Annotated in this window: 17 protein-coding genes; 16 read left to right on the top strand and 1 reads right to left on the bottom strand. The window is 71.9% G+C overall.

Translation table 11 applies throughout. From position 1 onward, the window contains the following. The 15 genes from AB0C69_RS23210 to AB0C69_RS23140 all read left to right on the top strand — a co-directional run. Positions 1-247 (top strand): Tm-1-like ATP-binding domain-containing protein (locus AB0C69_RS23210; protein ID WP_360356780.1); only part of this gene is annotated, 247 nt, incomplete at its 5' end. A 67-nt stretch (positions 248-314) separates the two neighbouring features. Next, the gene (locus AB0C69_RS23205; protein WP_360356777.1) at positions 315-1,913 is read left to right on the top strand and encodes a GMC family oxidoreductase; all 1,599 of its coding nucleotides are present in this window, start codon (positions 315-317) and stop codon (positions 1,911-1,913) included. Beyond that, complete coding sequence (locus AB0C69_RS23200; protein WP_360356774.1) at positions 1,910-2,383, top strand: hypothetical protein; 474 nt, start codon at positions 1,910-1,912, stop codon at positions 2,381-2,383. The genes AB0C69_RS23205 and AB0C69_RS23200 overlap by 4 nt, the downstream gene beginning before the upstream one ends. A gap of 47 nt (positions 2,384-2,430) precedes the next feature. Continuing rightward, entirely contained in the window at positions 2,431-3,294 is an 864-nt protein-coding gene (locus AB0C69_RS23195; RefSeq protein ID WP_360356771.1) for a phosphoenolpyruvate hydrolase family protein, read from the top strand. Beyond that, the gene (locus tag AB0C69_RS23190; RefSeq protein WP_360356768.1) at positions 3,291-3,659 is read left to right on the top strand and encodes a cupin domain-containing protein; all 369 of its coding nucleotides are present in this window, start codon (positions 3,291-3,293) and stop codon (positions 3,657-3,659) included. The genes AB0C69_RS23195 and AB0C69_RS23190 overlap by 4 nt, the downstream gene beginning before the upstream one ends. Next, positions 3,656-5,014, top strand: coding sequence for an MmgE/PrpD family protein (locus tag AB0C69_RS23185; protein WP_360356765.1), 1,359 nt, complete (start codon positions 3,656-3,658; stop codon positions 5,012-5,014). Before AB0C69_RS23190 ends, AB0C69_RS23185 begins: the two co-directional genes overlap by 4 nt. After that, positions 5,011-5,712: an MmgE/PrpD family protein gene (locus tag AB0C69_RS23180; RefSeq protein WP_360356762.1), complete on the top strand. Its 702-nt coding sequence runs from the start codon at positions 5,011-5,013 to the stop codon at positions 5,710-5,712. Before AB0C69_RS23185 ends, AB0C69_RS23180 begins: the two co-directional genes overlap by 4 nt. Further along, on the top strand, positions 5,709-6,344 hold the full coding sequence (locus AB0C69_RS23175) for an isochorismatase family cysteine hydrolase (protein WP_360356760.1): 636 nt from the start codon (positions 5,709-5,711) through the stop codon (positions 6,342-6,344). Before AB0C69_RS23180 ends, AB0C69_RS23175 begins: the two co-directional genes overlap by 4 nt. Before the next feature lie 22 nt (positions 6,345-6,366). Beyond that, positions 6,367-6,669 carry an NIPSNAP family protein gene (locus AB0C69_RS23170; RefSeq protein ID WP_345174042.1) on the top strand — a complete coding sequence of 101 codons (303 nt, stop codon included), beginning with the start codon at positions 6,367-6,369 and terminating at the stop codon, positions 6,667-6,669. Then, positions 6,666-8,165: an aldehyde dehydrogenase family protein gene (locus AB0C69_RS23165; protein WP_360356757.1), complete on the top strand. Its 1,500-nt coding sequence runs from the start codon at positions 6,666-6,668 to the stop codon at positions 8,163-8,165. The genes AB0C69_RS23170 and AB0C69_RS23165 overlap by 4 nt, the downstream gene beginning before the upstream one ends. Then, on the top strand, positions 8,162-8,494 hold the full coding sequence (locus AB0C69_RS23160; RefSeq protein WP_360356755.1) for a Dabb family protein: 333 nt from the start codon (positions 8,162-8,164) through the stop codon (positions 8,492-8,494). Before AB0C69_RS23165 ends, AB0C69_RS23160 begins: the two co-directional genes overlap by 4 nt. Further along, a complete protein-coding gene (locus AB0C69_RS23155) occupies positions 8,491-9,357 on the top strand; it encodes an NAD(P)-dependent oxidoreductase (RefSeq protein ID WP_360356752.1) in 867 nt (288 codons plus the stop codon). The genes AB0C69_RS23160 and AB0C69_RS23155 overlap by 4 nt, the downstream gene beginning before the upstream one ends. After that, positions 9,354-10,262, top strand: a complete 909-nt coding sequence (locus AB0C69_RS23150) for an alpha/beta hydrolase (RefSeq protein WP_360356749.1) — start codon at positions 9,354-9,356, stop codon at positions 10,260-10,262. Before AB0C69_RS23155 ends, AB0C69_RS23150 begins: the two co-directional genes overlap by 4 nt. Further along, positions 10,259-10,744 (top strand): VOC family protein, encoded by a 486-nt coding sequence (locus AB0C69_RS23145; RefSeq protein WP_345174034.1) that lies wholly within the window; start codon positions 10,259-10,261, stop codon positions 10,742-10,744. Before AB0C69_RS23150 ends, AB0C69_RS23145 begins: the two co-directional genes overlap by 4 nt. Next, entirely contained in the window at positions 10,728-11,972 is a 1,245-nt protein-coding gene (locus AB0C69_RS23140) for an amidohydrolase family protein (RefSeq protein WP_360356746.1), read from the top strand. The genes AB0C69_RS23145 and AB0C69_RS23140 overlap by 17 nt, the downstream gene beginning before the upstream one ends. A gap of 169 nt (positions 11,973-12,141) precedes the next feature. On the opposite strand, the gene AB0C69_RS23135 is transcribed toward AB0C69_RS23140, so the two are convergent. Beyond that, positions 12,142-12,495, bottom strand: coding sequence for a hypothetical protein (locus AB0C69_RS23135; RefSeq protein WP_360356744.1), 354 nt, complete (start codon positions 12,493-12,495; stop codon positions 12,142-12,144). Positions 12,496-13,580: 1,085 nt separating this feature from the next. Here AB0C69_RS23135 and AB0C69_RS23130 point away from each other — a divergent pair. Beyond that, positions 13,581-14,334, top strand: a 754-nt coding sequence (locus AB0C69_RS23130) for a hypothetical protein (RefSeq protein WP_360356741.1), incomplete at its 3' end; no start/stop codon positions are given.

Here is a 14,334-nt window from a genome sequence, read left to right as displayed (position 1 = left end):
GCGCGGACCGGTCGCGCTGCTGCTGCCCACCGGCGGGACGTCCGCCCTGTCGGAGCCGGGAGGCCCGTTCTACTGGCCTGAGGCGGACGCCGCCCTCGAACAAGCGCTGCTGGAGTCGTTGGCGCCCCACGTCACCGTGGAGCGTTCCCCGGCGGCACTGAACACCCCGGCGTTCGGCGAGCAGGCGGCGCGACTGCTGCTGGCCCGGCTCGCCGGGAAGCCGGCGGCGGGGAGCCGCGAACCGTGATGGACATCTCGCCCGGACGACGCGGTGCGGGCGGCCCGTGGAGAAGATCGAAGGAAAGGACGGGGATGTGCGCGAAGACTGCGACGTCCTGATCGTCGGCGCCGGCCCCTCGGGCGCGGTCGCCGCCCAGGAGTTCGCCCGCGCCGGAATGCGGGTCACGTGCCTGGAACAGGGGGACTGGCCCGACTACGAGAAGGCGCGCGCGGGCTATGCCGACTTCGAACTCGTGTCCCGCAAGCACTGGAACTGGGATCCGAACCAGCGCCGGGCTGGCGGCGACTATCCCATCGACGACGCCGAGTCGGACGTCACCGCCCTCATGTACAACGGTGTCGGCGGCAGCACCGTCCTCTACGCGGCGCACTGGGAACGCTTCCTGCCCTCGGACTTCCGGACCCGCACCATGGACGGTGTCGGCGACGACTGGCCGATCGGGTACTGGGATCTGGAGCCCTACTACGACGAGGTCGAGCGGCAGTTCGCCGTCAGCGGCCTGGAGGGTGATCCGGCGCTTCCCCCGAGCACGCCGCCGCCGCTGCCGCCCGTGCCGCTCAACAAGCTCGGCCGGCGGGGCGCGGAGGCGCTGAACAAGCTCGGCTGGCACTGGTGGCCCGGCAGCAACGCCATCGCCACCGCCGAGTACGGCCCCCTGCACGCGTGCGCGCAGCGGACCGCCTGTCCCTTCGGCTGCCCCACGGGAGCCAAGGCGTCCGCGGACCGCACCCACTGGCAGTCCCTCGCCAAGGACCAGGTGCGCCTGACGGTGCGGGCGACGGTCGAGCAGGTCCTCCTGGACGACCGGGGCCGCGCCACCGGCGTCACCTACCTCGACGCCGACGGAGCCCGCCATGAGGTTCGCGCCGGCGTCGTGGTGCTGTGCGCCAACGCGATCGGCACGCCCCGCATCATGCTCGCGTCGGCGGACGGGTCCGGGGTCGCCAACTCCAGCGGCCTGGTCGGCAGGCGCCTCATGATGCACCCGTTCGGCAACGCGATCGGAATCTTCGACGAGGACCTGGAGTCCTGGCGCGGGCCGCTCGGCCAGTACCTGCACTCCCTGGAGTTCTACGAGACCGACCGGTCCCGCGGCTTCGTGCGCGGCGCGAAGTGGAACCTGATCCCCTCCGGCGCGCCGCTGTCGTTCATGCTCCCGGGCACCTGGGGGGACGAACCGGTGTGGGGCCCGAACTTCACCCGGCTGCTGCGCGAACGGCTCGGCCACTCGGCGATCTGGGGCGTCATCTGCGAGGACCTGCCCGACCCGGCGAACCGGGTGCTGCTGGACGACGGCGCCGCCGCGGGCGGCGTCCCCGGCGTGCGGATCCAGTACCGCACGTCCGACAACACGCGGGCCATGATGGCCTGGCACTTGGAGCGCCTCTCCGAGGTGCTCGACGCCATGGGGGCCACGAAGAAGATCCTCAACTCGGGGCTGCGCGGCACCGGCTGGCACCTGATGGGGACGACCGTGATGGGCGATGACCCGGGCTCCTCCGTGGTCGACGCGCACGGCCAGTGCCACGACGTGCCCAACCTGTACGTCTTCGACGGCTCGGTGTTCCCGACGTCGTCCGGCGTCAACCCCACGGCGACCATCGCGGCCAACGCGCTGCGCTGCGCCCGGTCCCTGGTCGCTCGCCGCCGCGAAGTGGAGGTGCCCTCATGACCACCGCGGAGACCGGGGAGACGCCGACCGTGACCGTGCCGCCGGAGGCCCGCCGGCGGCTCGGGCAGGTCGCGGACGCGCTGATCGAGGCCGGCGCCGGGCTCCCGTCCGGGTCGCAGGCCGGTGTGCACACCGATCTGCTCGACCAGGTGGTCAAGGCGCGTCCCGACCTCGTCCCGCCGCTGCTGCGGGCGCTGGACGAGCTGGGGCCCGCCCTCGACCTCGCGGCGGTCGAGCGACTGGCCGAACGGCGTCCGGAACTGCACGAGGTGCTCACGCTGGTCGTCGCCGGCGGCTACCTGATGTCGCCGCGTGTCGCCGCGCTGCTGAAGTACCCCTTCCAGGAAGCCAAGATCGTCGATCCGCGGGAGATCACGGTCGTCGTCGGGGAGGGCCTGCTCGACCTGGTCGCCGAACGCGCGCCCCTCTACCGGCTGCCCCCGGACGCACCGCCGGAGCACCGCCCGTGACCGGGCGGGGAGGCAGCCCGTCTCACACCCACTTGGAGGTAACGGCAATGAGCCGCCAGCACTACGTCCCCCTGTTCCACGAGCGGGTCCGGTCGGGCCGCGCCCTGATCGGCGCGGGTGCCGGCACCGGCCTGTCCGCCAAGTGCGCGGAGGAGGCCGGCGTCGACTTCATCGTCATCTACAACGCGGGCAGGTTCCGTATGGCCGGGCGCGGCTCGATGGCCGGGATGATGCCCTACGGCAACGCCAACGACATCGTCGTGGAGATGTCCGCAGAGGTCCTCCCGGTGGTGCGCAGGACACCGGTGCTCGCCGGCGTCTGCGCCACGGACCCGTTCAAGAACATCCCGCTGTTCCTGGGGCAGCTCAAGGAACTCGGATTCGCCGGGGTGCAGAACTTCCCGTCGGTCTGCCTCCTGGACGGCAGCGTGCGGGCGGACCTGGAGGCCACGGGCTACGGCTTCGACAAGGAGGTCGAGATGGTCCGCACCGCCCGCGAGATGGACCTGATCACGGCCGCCTACGTGCGCACCGAGCAGGAGGCCTATGACATGGCCGCCGCGGGCGCCGACATCGTCGTGGCGCACGTCGGGCTGACGACCGCCGGGATGATCGGCGCAAGGGCCCCCATGTCGCTCGCCGACGCGGCGGCGCGCACGCGGGAGATCCGCGACCAGGCCGAGTCCGCGCGCGAGGACGTGCTGGTCGTGTGCCACGGAGGACCGATCGCCACGCCCGACGACGCCCAGGAAGTGCTGCGGATGGTCCCGGGCGCTGCCGGTTTCCTGGGGGCGTCCAGCATGGAGCGGCTGCCCGCGGAGACCGCCCTCGTCGACACCATGCGGCGCTTCACCGAGGTCTCCGTCGAACCCGCCGCCGACGGCCCGCACGAGAGGGAGGTCATGGCGTGAAGCTCTTCCGTACCGCGGACCTGCTGAAGGACCCCACGCCGGTCCCCGAACCGGAACGCTTCACCGGCGCCGCGTTCAGCTCCCCGGTCCAGGGGTCTCCTACCAGCAAGGCGACCACCGCACTGATCCGACTGGACCCGGGCGTGCGCGGCCACTGGCACAGCCACGCCGACGGCCAGGTGATCCACATCGTGGCGGGTTCCGGCTTCGTCGGGCGCCGCGGCCGTGAACCGTTGGAGGTGACCGGGGGCGACATCGTGTGGATCGAGCCGGGAGAGGAGCACTGGCACGGGGCCTCCGATGCCGGGCTGGCCCAGCTGGCCTTCTCCTTCGGCGCCATCACCTGGCTGGAGCCGAGCACATGACCACCGGTTACGCACCCTCCTACGAGGAGCTCGCCGAGGCGGTGCTCGACTGCGCCTCCCGGCCGCTCCCCGGAGAGGTGGCGAAGGCCGCGAGCCGGACGCTCTTCAACGTCCTGGCAGTGGCCCTGGGAGCGTCCGGCTCCCCCCAGGTCGGCAGGCTTGCGGCCGCGCTGGCCGCACCGACCGGCGTCCCCGCGGCTCCCGGGGTGCGCGGGAAGGCGAGCCCGGTCGGCGCGGCGCTGCTCACCGGCTTCGCCGCCCACCTGGACGATTTCGACGACACCCACCTGGAGACGGTCATCCACCCCGGGGCGAGCGTCCTCGGTGCGGCGTGGGCGGCCGGATGGCCCGCCGGCGCATCCGGACGGGACCTGCTGGCGGCCTTCGCCCTCGGCTGCGAGGTGCAGTTGCGGCTGGGCCTGGCGGTCAGTCCGGAGCACTACGACCGGGGCTGGCACATCACCGGCACCTGCGGGGTCGCCGGGGCCGCGGTCACCGCCGGACTGATCGGCGAGCCCGGCCGCGACCGGATGGCGGCCGCGCTCCGGCTGGCGTCCCTGCAGACGCTCGGGCACCGGGAGGCGTTCGGTACCGAGGTCAAGCCCTTCCACGCCGGGAAGGCGGCCGCGGCCGGGGTGCTGGCCGCGGCGGAGGCCGGCCGCGGCCGGTTCACCGCGGGCGCCGCGGCCGTCCTCCCGGACACCGGCGAGCTGCTGCGCGCCCTCGCGCCCGGGGGCCGGTCCCCGGGCCGCCTTCTCGACGGGTTCGGGACGCGTTGGGAGCTGGCCGACAACACCTTCAAGCCCTATCCCTGCGGCATCGTCGCGCACCCCGGCATCGACGCGGCCGTCAGAGCCCATGACCGCGGTGTCGCCCCGGCGAACGTCGTCCGGATCCGCTACCGCTGCCATCCGCTGGTCCCGGAGCTGATGGGGCGGCTCGAGCCGCGGACCGGCTTGCAAGCGCGCTTCTCGGCGGTGCACGGGGTGGCCGCCGGCCTGGCCCGCGGCACCGGCGGGCTCGCCGAGTTCGGCGACGCGGCGGCGGCGGACCCGGTGCTGGCCCGGCTGCGGGCGCGCGTCGACCTGTGCCCGGAACCCCGCATGCCGCGGGACTCGGCCGTACTGGAGATCCACACCGTCGACGGGGGAACCGTCGTGTCGGCCGTCGAGCACGCGCGGGGAAGCCTGCTGCGCCCGCTGACCGACGACGAGCTCATCGGCAAGGCCGAGGCCCTGGCGCCCGGCCGGGCGCAGGCGATCTGGGACGCGGTCGCGCGCCTGGGGGAGGGGCCCGGACCGGGGACCGTCCAGGCGTTGCTGGAGGAGACCCGGAGGGAAGTGGTGGCCCGATGACCGCTACCGAGGGGACGACCGCGAGCGTCGCCGGCTTCGTCGCCGAGACGCCCGTCCCGCCGGACGCGGCCGCCGCCGCGACGGCACTGTGCGAGAACCTGTCCGGACTGGAGACAGCGTCCGTCCGCGACCAGCGGGCGGCGGTCGCCTACTGGGTCGCCTGCGCCCTCCTGCATCACGCCGGCAGCGCCGGCGCCCTCGCGACGGAGAGTCTGGCCGCCGGGCTGGAACCCGCTCTGCGGGTGCGCGACTCGCTGGACGGCCACGTCGTGGGCGGGTGGGATCCGGTGTGCGCGGCCGTGCTCGTCGGCTCCGCCTGCGCCGCCGCCCGGCACGACGGCCTGGACGGGGAGGCCACGGCCCGCGCGGTCGGCATCGCCGTCACCCAGGCGTCCGGCCTGGAGATCCTTTCGGACACCCCGCTCGGAACGTTCCAGCGACGCATGGCCGCCCGCAACGGACTGGAGGCCGCCCTGCTGGCCGGCGCGGGCATGACCGCTCCCGTCACCGGCCTGGAAGGAAGGCGCGGCCTGTACGCGCTGATGGCGCCCACCGCGGACCCGGCCGCCGCCGCCGACCGGCTCGGCCGGCGGTGGCTCGTCACCGCGCTCCCGACCGCGGAAGGCCGAACCCCGCCGCCCGGCCGGGAGGAGCGGCGGCCGAACCCGATCGAGCGAGCCGCGGAGGCACTGTCATGACGGCGACCGCCACGCTGGCCGACCGGCTGCGGCCGGACCGGACGGCGCTGATCCTCATCGACCTGTCCAACGACTTCGTCCATCCACGCGGCAAGACCGCCACCGTGGGCGGCCGGGACGTCAGCCACGCCCAGCGGATCCTGCCCGTCGCCGCCGGCCTCGCGGAGGCCGCCCGCGACGCCGGGGTGGCCGTGATCCACAGCCAGCACACCACGCTGCCGGGCGGTGCCGGCGACTCACCGGTGTGGCGGGACGCGCGCTCACGCGCCGCGTACTCCGCCCCCGACATCTGCCTCGACGGATCCTGGGGGCAGGAGATCGCCGAGGAGGTCGCGCCCCGGCCCGGAGACCAGGTCGTCAAGAAATACCGCTACGGCGGCTTCACCGGGACCAACCTGGAACTGATCCTGCGCAGCCTGGGACGCGACAGCGTCCTCTGCTGCGGGGTCTCCACCAATGTCTGCGTGGACACCACCGCCCGCGAGGCGTTCGCCCGCGACTTCTACGTCACCATCGCCGCCGACGCCTGCGCGTCGTGGGACATGGGCCTGCACGCCGCGGCGCTCAGCACCGCCGAGAGCCGGTTCGCCGTGGTGGCGGCGACCGGGGACGTCCTTGCCGCCTGGACCTGACCGAATCCGACGAGGAGGCCACATGATCGCAGAACTGCGCTACTACACCATCACGCCCGGCCACACCGAGGCGCTGCTCGACCAGTTCACCGGCACCAGCCTGCCTCTGTTCGCCAAGCACGGCATCACCGCACACGGCCCGTGGCTGCGGCGGCTGACCAAGGGGGAGCAACTCGTCTACGTCCTGGAGTTCGCCGACGAGCACGACCGCGAGACCCGCTGGACGGCGTTCCGCGAGGATCCCGAATGGCAGGCCGTCGTCGAGGCCGGCCGGGGCCAGGTCCCGCACATCGCGGGCGGCGAGATCGTGGAGCTGAGCCGATGAGCTCCCGTGACACCGCCGTCCGCGTCCACGGCCACCACATCGCCGGAGAGCGGGTCGACGGCCCGCTCCTGGAGCGACGCGCCCCCGCCTCGAACAGGGTCGTGGCCCGCTACGCCGCCGGCACGGCGGACGACGTGGACGCCGCCGCCTGCGCCGCCGCTCGGGCGTTCGCGTCCGAGCAGTGGCGACGCACCCCCGCCATGGCCCGGGCCAGGCTCCTGGAGAACCTGGCCGCCCTCCTGGAACACGACGCCGACCGGCTCGCCGCCCTCGACTCCGAGGAGGTCGGGAAGCCGCTGGCGTTCGCGCGCGGCGACATCGAGCTCGGCATCGCGCACGTCCGGCAGGCCGCGGCGCTCGCCCGCACGTCCAAGGGCGAGGCCTACACCGGCCTGGTACCCGCGTACACCGCGCTCGCGACCCGGGAACCGGTGGGGGTCGCCGCGTTGATCATCCCGTGGAACTTCCCGGCGCTCGTCCTCCTGCAGAAGCTCCCCTATGCCCTCGCCGCCGGATGCACCGTGGTGGTCAAGCCGTCGGAGTTCACCTCCGGCAGCGCGCTGGAGATCGCCGCCCGGTGCGAGGACGCGGGCTTCCCGCCCGGCGTGGTGAACGTCGTCACGGGCACGGGGCCCGGCGCCGGGCTCCCCATGGTGACCCACCCCCTGGTCTCCTACGTCTCGTTCACCGGATCCACGCGGGTCGGCCGGGAGGTGATGCGCGCGGCCGCCGACTCCCTCACCCGGGTCGGGCTGGAGCTGGGCGGCAAGACCGGCAACGTGGTCTTCGCCGACGCCGACCTGGAAGCGGCGGCCGACGGCATCGTCTTCGCCGCCTTCGCCAACCAGGGGGAGTCGTGCGTCGCCAGCTCGCGGCTGCTCGTGGACGAGACCGTGGCCGACGATTTCACCGCCGCCGTCGCCGCCCGCGCGTCCGCGCTGCGGGTGGGGATGCCCGACGATCCTCGGGCCGACATCGGGGCGCTCATCCACCACGAGCACCGGGACCGGGTCCACGCGGCCGTGCTCGCCGGGGTCGACGCCGGCGGGAAGGTCCTGACCGGCGGGAGATCACCCGACGACCCCGAACTGGCGGAGGGCGCCTTCTACCAGCCGACCGTGCTCGCCTCCGTGGACCGAGAGTCGCCGGTGTTCCAGCAGGAGATCTTCGGGCCCGTCCTGTCGGTGACGACGTTCAGCACCGACCAGGAGGCCGTCGAGCTGGCGAACGCCACCGAGTACGGCCTCGCCCAGTCCCTGTGGACCAGGGACCTCGACCGTGCTTTCGCGGTCAGCGGCGAGCTCCAGGCCGGCACCGTCTGGGTGAACACCGCCAGCGACGGGTCACCGGCGCTGGCGTTCGGCGGCGTGAAGGCGTCCGGCTTCGGACGCGAGGGCGGTGAGGAGGGGATGCGGGAGTTCACCGAGTACAAGACTGTGCAGTTCCGCGGAGAACCTCGCGTGAGCCCGTTCACCAGAGCGGAGCCGGCCCGATGAGCCTCGTCCACATCGTGCTCGTCAGGCCCCGGGACGGACAGGAGTCACGGGCAGACGACCTCACCTCCCGGCTCGCCGCGCTCGCCGCCGAACTGGGGCCCGGCGACGTCTACGCCGGCCCCGACGTGAGCATCGAGCCGTTCGGCGGCGGCTACACGACCGGGCTCGCCATCGCCTTCCCCGGCGAGCGCGCCCGGGACGCCTACCTTCGAAACCCCCGGCACGCCGAGTTGGCCCGCGAACTGCCCGCGGCGGCCGATTCGGTGCTGGTCGTCGACCTGCCGGCGGCCGCCACCGGCCTCGCATCCCAGGGAGCGCAGCGGACATGACGGAAAGCATCGGCTTCATCGGCCTCGGCGCGATGGGGCTCGGAATGGCCGGCAACCTCGTCAAGGGCGGCCACGAAGTACACGGATACGATCCCTCACCGGAACGCCGCGAGAAGGCCGCCGAGGCGGGCATCCGGCTGGTGGACTCCCCCCGGGAGGCGGCCAGGGCGTCCTCGGGCGTGGTCCTGTCCGTGGTGCGGGACGCCGCGCAGACCCGCGAGGTCCTGCTCGGCGAGCATGGTGTCGTCCGGGAGGGCCGCCCGCTCACCGTCGTCGTGGCCAGCACCCTCGACCCGTCCACGATGCGCGCGCTGGCGGCCGAACTCGGCGGACACGGCGTGACCGCCGTCGACGCGACCATGTCCGGGGGACCCTGGGGCGCCGAGGCGGGCGCACTGACGCTGATGGTGTCGGCCGCACCCGAGGTGTTCGGGCGGCTTCGCCCCCTCCTGGACCTCATGGGCCGCAACATCTTCCATGTCGGCGAGGAGGTGGGCACCGCTCAGGCGGCCAAGCTCGCCGTGCAACTCACCTTCGGCGTCAACATGATGGGCGTGTACGAGGCGATCCGTCTGGCCGACGAGTTCGGCGTTGGCGAAGACCAGTTGATGGAGATGCTGTCGGTCAGCGTGGGCGGCAGCTGGGTCGTGGACAACTGGCGGCGCGTCAAGCCCTGGTGGGAGCACTACGTGCCCGGCGAGGACCTCGACATCCTCCTGAAGGACATGCGGTCGGTGCAGCGGGAAGCGGACAGCGGCGACTTCCCCATGCCCGTCACCGCGCTGGCGTTCCAGCTCATGCGGCATGTGTGGCCGGCATGGGCCGCGCTCAAGGCCGCCCGGGCGGGGGAGGCCCCGGAATGACCACCGTGACGACCCCTGACGGCACTCGCCTGGCGGTCGAGGTGGAAGGGGTCGGCCCGCCCCTGCTCTTCCTGCATGAGGTGGCCGGTGACCTGCACGACTGGCGCGCGCAGGTGGCGCATTTCGCCGACCGGTACACCTGCGTCCGTTACAACGCGCGCGGCTACCCGCCGTCCGACGTCCCAGCCGCCCCGGACAGCTACGGGCAGCACATCGCCGTCCAGGACGCGATCGCCGTCCTGGACGGGCTCGGTTTCGACGCCGCCCACGTCGTAGGCCTCTCGATGGGCGGATTCTGTGCCGTCCACCTGATGCTGCAGCACCCGGAACGCTGCCTCAGCGCGACGGTGGCCGGGGCCGGGTACGGCTCGGCGCCGCACCAGCGGGCCGGGTTCACCGAAGAGGCGCGCACGGCCGCCCGCATGTTCCGGGAGGACGTGCGGGCCGCCGCGAACGCCTACCAGAACGGCCCCACGCGCGTGCAGTACCGGCTCAAGGACCCCGGCGGATGGCGTTCGTTCGGCGAACGGCTCGCCGGACGCGACCCGGTCGGCATGTCCCTGACGTTCTCCCAGGTCCTTGCCGAACGCCCCTCGCTGTACGACCTGCGCGACCGCCTGGCGGCGGTGCGGACCCCCGTCCTGCTGGTCGTCGGCGACGAGGACGACGGTTGCCTCGACGTCAAGGTCATGCTCAAGCGGGCCATCCCCGGGGCCGCCCTCGCGGTGCTGCCGCGTACCGGCCACACCCTCAACCTGGAAGAGCCCGCGGCGTTCAACGCGGTGCTCGACGACTTCCTGGACAAGGTCACCAACGGCCGGTGGACGCCCAGGGACCCCGCCACCTTCGGTCGCGGTCTTGTCGGCATGACCCCCCTACGGCTCGAACAGAAGGAGTTGCCATGACCGCCGAAAGAGACGACGCCCCTGCCGTCCGCCAACTGCGCCTCGTCGTCGTGGCGGAGGACTACGAGGCCGCCGTCGCCTTCTTCCGCGACGCGCTCGGCCTGCCCGAGCAGGCCGCGTTCTCGGGTGAGGGCGACGCCCGGGTAGTGATCCTCGACGCCGGCCGGGCCACGCTCGAGATCGCCAACCCGGCGCAGAAGCGGCTCATCGACGAGGTGGAGGTCGGCCGGCAGGTCGCGCCGAAGTTCAGGGTCGCGTTCGAGGTCGGCGACACCCGCTCGGTCAACGACCGGCTGCTGGACGCGGGCGCCGAACCCGTCGCCCCGCCCACCGTCACGCCCTGGCAGTCGCTCAACGCCCGCCTGGACGCGCCCGGCGGCGTGCAGATCACGCTGTTCGAGGAGCTGACGACCCTGGAGGAGCGCAGCGCTCTGGACGGGTTCGGCACCGAGCAGGAACAGTCCGATGCGACCGGACCCTGAACCGCTGCTGATCCGCGGCGCCCGCCTGCTCGACTCGACCGCCCCGGTCGACGTCCACCTGGCCGGCGGGCGGATCGCCGCGATCGGCGACCTCCCGGCCCCGCCGTCCGTGGAGACCATCGACGCGGAGGGCGGGCTCCTGACGCCCGCCTTCGTCGAACCTCATTTCCACATGGACAAGGCGCTCACACACCCGAACCTGCCCCCGAGCGACCATGACCACCCTCTGGACGCCGCGCTTGAGCGCACCCGGTACGTCAAGGCCCGCTACACCCCCGAGGAACTGAGAGACCGTGCGACCACCGCGATCCGGCTCGCCGTCGGCCACGGCGTGGGAACGTTGCGCGCCCACGTCGACGTCGACCCGGTGGGGGGACTGTCGGCCCTCGGCGTCATGGCCGACCTGCGGGACCGCCACCGCGACCTGCTCGACATCCAGCTCGTGGCGTTCCCCCAGGAGAGCATCGTCCGCGACCCCGGAGCACTACGGCTCCTCCGCGAAGCCCTGACCTCAGGCGCCGACGTGCTCGGCGGGGCCCCCGACGTGGAAGAGCCCCAAGACCGGCTCCGGCACCTCGACCTGCTCGTCGAACTGGCCGCGGAGACCGGTGCGGACCTCGACGTCCACTGCGACTACAGCTACGACCCCGCCCAGCGCGACCTGGAGGAACTCGCGCGCAGAACCATCGACGCGGGCCTCACCGGCCGCGTCCGAGCCGGCCACTGCTGTGCCCTGGACGCCTACGACGAAGCGACCGCCACCGAGGTCGTCGAAGCAGTGCTCGCCGCCGGGATCGCCGTCTGCGTCTGCCCTATGGGCAACTTGCTGCTGGTGGGGGACTCCCCTCGCCCGCCAGGCAGGGGAGTGGCCCGTCTCAGGTCGCTGCTCGCCCATGGCGTCACCGTCGCCGCGGGAGGCGACAACATGAACGACATGTGGTTCCCGTTCGGCCGACTTGATCCGGCGGAGGTCGCCATGGTGACCGCCATCGCCGCCCGCATGTGGTCGGACCGGCAACTCAGGCAGGTCTTCGACATGGTGACGGTGAACGCGGCCCACTATGTCGGCGCACCGGCCGAAGGCGTCCAGGTGGGGGCCGCGGCGGACCTGGTGCTGTTCTCGGCCACCCGCCTCAGCGACGTGCTCCGGAACGCCCCCGGTCGCCGAACCACCATCAAGCGGGGCCGCATAGTAGGCGGCGCCAGCTCAAGCGTCTGGACGACCTGAAACCGAAACGGGCGCTGCGCCGGGAGGCTAAGGCTTGTCCCCAAGAAGTATGAACCTCAGCGCCATGGGCCTTCTCGCCGCGGTGTTGCGGGTGGGCTTGTCGAAGCGGGTGAGTGTGCGCCCGCCGCCTGGTGGCGGCGGGCGCACGATGTGGCCGGGGTGGTGCGGATCAGGTGCGCTTGCGGCCCTTGTGGGGGCGGTTCTGGTCGCCGGGAATGATCTGCCGACGGGTGGCGTCGGCCTGGTCCTGGATCAGGTCGAAGTCACCGCTGAACTGGCGCGTCGCGCCCAGGCCGTCCAGATCGACACGCACGGTGACCGGATTGGGCGCGGCCGGAGTGGCCCAGCGGCCCACGATCGGCTTGTACTGCGTGGTGTAGGGCGCGGGCAGCGCGGCCAGCTCGGGCATCAGCGTGGTGAGCGCGCCGGTCTTCTCCGGGCCGGTTTTCCAGTTGAACACGCACCCGTTGCCGCCCTTGACCAGCAGGCTGCGCTTGGCGTCCGACGCGCCCGGCAGCGGCAATACGTGGTCGTAGTCCCGCAGCCACTCGGCCGGCAGCTTCGCCCAGCCCGCGGTGGGTTGCGCGCCCTCGCAGATCCGGCACTCCCGGGTTCAGCCGTTTCGCCAGTCGATGGTGGCGACCCGTTCGTTCTTGAAGACGTATGTTCTTGATCCGCATGAAGCCCACGAAGAGCAGCCCCTTTGCTGTATCCCAGTTTCCGTCGAACCGGGTTCACGGCACTGTCCCCGCGGCCTTCCCGGCAGGGCAACCGGCGCCCAAGGGCGCTACAACAACGGACCGAAAACATTAGCCCCAAATTTACTCGCATTTCTGGAGAGGGCCGGTCAGAACGCCCACTTGCGAAGTGATCCGGCTACCGCGCGACGGCATTTCCGGGCCGAAGCGATGCAGGCAAGCCGTCACAACGCGAAACGGGACTGCTTCCGCCCCTCCCGGTCTACTCATCCGAATTGACCACCAAGTCACCCAGTGTGCTCGCGTCGGTGTTTCGTCCCAGACTCAGGTGAGGCTGCACGGGCGCCTGTCAACTGGGGTGGCCCGTGGGATCGGCGCCGAGACATACCCACCCTGGGCCAACACCGGTCATGACGCATTCGGGCCACTGGCCAGGTAGAGCGCGCTCGGCGCCTTCCTCGGCAGGTGATCGAACCGCTCTCGCGGGAGCCGCCCGCTGGACCGCGTGGGCCAGGGCCTACAGAGATCCGTGCAACGGGCTTCGGGAATCGACAGCCCTTGAATCGGGCTGAAGCCGTCCCCTCAGCGTCGAGAAACGTATTGGATACTTCGACCGTTTATTGAGGCTCACCCTGGCTTTTTTGCGGGGTTGTCCATTTCAAAGACCCCTATGGGGAACGCGCTGGCCGCTGGGTGAGGTCAGGTCCTGGTTCCGCAGTTCCGGTTCGGAGTTAATACGGGTTCTGACCATGAGTTGAGGTCACGATCATGATAGGTGCGGCCGGAGTCGGCCAGTAACGAGACATCCGGATATTCCTGATGGCACGGTGAGTATTTCAGGCATCACTGACGGCGATAATCGGTCGTGTTCCGTTGAGCCGTCCGAAGTCCCACGTGGATGGGGGCGCTCATGACACCGGACATCGTGCTGTTCCCACACTGCGATCTCCACCTGGCCCTGTCCGGTACGCCGCCGTTGACGCTGCAGGTGTTCGACCGGGTGGTGACGGCGGGTGGGTACACGCTGACGCCGATCGCCCCGGGGGCGATCACAGTGGACTTCCTCGCGCCGCATCGCCCGGTCGGACAGCGGCTTCTCCCGCCGCTGCCGGCGTACAACAGCGCCAACGGGCAGGTCACCGCCGCCCAGCCGGGGGTGTACCTGTTCCAGGTCCGGCGCGGCAGGGACTACATCGTCGGTCGGCTGCAGGTGCACACCTCGATCGTGGCCTGGTGGTTCGGCAATGACTCCATCACCACCGCCGTGGACGCCGTCGCGCACGCCCAGCCGTCGATCTACGCCAAGTTCAGCGACGATCCGACCGGTACGGACCTGATCGGCGACATCACCGGGCACGGGTACGTGACGCTGACGTCGGCCGACACCGCCACCTTCGTGGTCACCCCGCAGGGGCGGCTGCGCGGGCTGCGCGAGACCACCGGCACCCCCGGGACCGTGGACCTGACGGGCACCCTCGTCAACCAGACCCAGCGGCTGCCCGTGCGGGTGGTGAACTACGCCACGCACCGCCGCGACCTGAAGCCGGTCCAGACGCCCAACGTCGCTCACGCGGCCGAGCAGCACAACATCGTCTTCCTCGCGGAAGGGTTCCGTAAGTCCGACGAAGGGACCTTCGACAAGATCGTCACCCGTGTCGTGGACC

Origin of the sequence: Actinomadura sp. NPDC048032, assembly GCF_040653175.1 — a bacterium.
GTDB classification, from domain to species: Bacteria; Actinomycetota; Actinomycetes; order Streptosporangiales; family Streptosporangiaceae; genus Spirillospora; species Spirillospora verrucosospora.
Note: the sequence above shows the minus strand (reverse complement) of the source record. Positions and strands in the feature narration are given on the sequence as shown.

Bases quoted from the DNA above. Each gene is read 5' to 3' on its own strand.
- AB0C69_RS23195 (WP_360356771.1), top strand. From the start codon at position 2,431: ATGAGCCGCCAGCACTACGTCCCCCTGTTCCACGAGCGGGTCCGGTCG.
- AB0C69_RS23165 (WP_360356757.1), top strand. From the start codon at position 6,666: ATGAGCTCCCGTGACACCGCCGTCCGCGTCCACGGCCACCACATCGCC.
- AB0C69_RS23170 (WP_345174042.1), top strand. From the start codon at position 6,367: ATGATCGCAGAACTGCGCTACTACACCATCACGCCCGGCCACACCGAG.
- AB0C69_RS23145 (WP_345174034.1), top strand. From the start codon at position 10,259: ATGACCGCCGAAAGAGACGACGCCCCTGCCGTCCGCCAACTGCGCCTC.
- AB0C69_RS23200 (WP_360356774.1), top strand. From the start codon at position 1,910: ATGACCACCGCGGAGACCGGGGAGACGCCGACCGTGACCGTGCCGCCG.
- AB0C69_RS23155 (WP_360356752.1), top strand. From the start codon at position 8,491: ATGACGGAAAGCATCGGCTTCATCGGCCTCGGCGCGATGGGGCTCGGA.
- AB0C69_RS23160 (WP_360356755.1), top strand. From the start codon at position 8,162: ATGAGCCTCGTCCACATCGTGCTCGTCAGGCCCCGGGACGGACAGGAG.
- AB0C69_RS23185 (WP_360356765.1), top strand. From the start codon at position 3,656: ATGACCACCGGTTACGCACCCTCCTACGAGGAGCTCGCCGAGGCGGTG.
- AB0C69_RS23150 (WP_360356749.1), top strand. From the start codon at position 9,354: ATGACCACCGTGACGACCCCTGACGGCACTCGCCTGGCGGTCGAGGTG.
- AB0C69_RS23180 (WP_360356762.1), top strand. From the start codon at position 5,011: ATGACCGCTACCGAGGGGACGACCGCGAGCGTCGCCGGCTTCGTCGCC.
- AB0C69_RS23140 (WP_360356746.1), top strand. From the start codon at position 10,728: ATGCGACCGGACCCTGAACCGCTGCTGATCCGCGGCGCCCGCCTGCTC.
- AB0C69_RS23175 (WP_360356760.1), top strand. From the start codon at position 5,709: ATGACGGCGACCGCCACGCTGGCCGACCGGCTGCGGCCGGACCGGACG.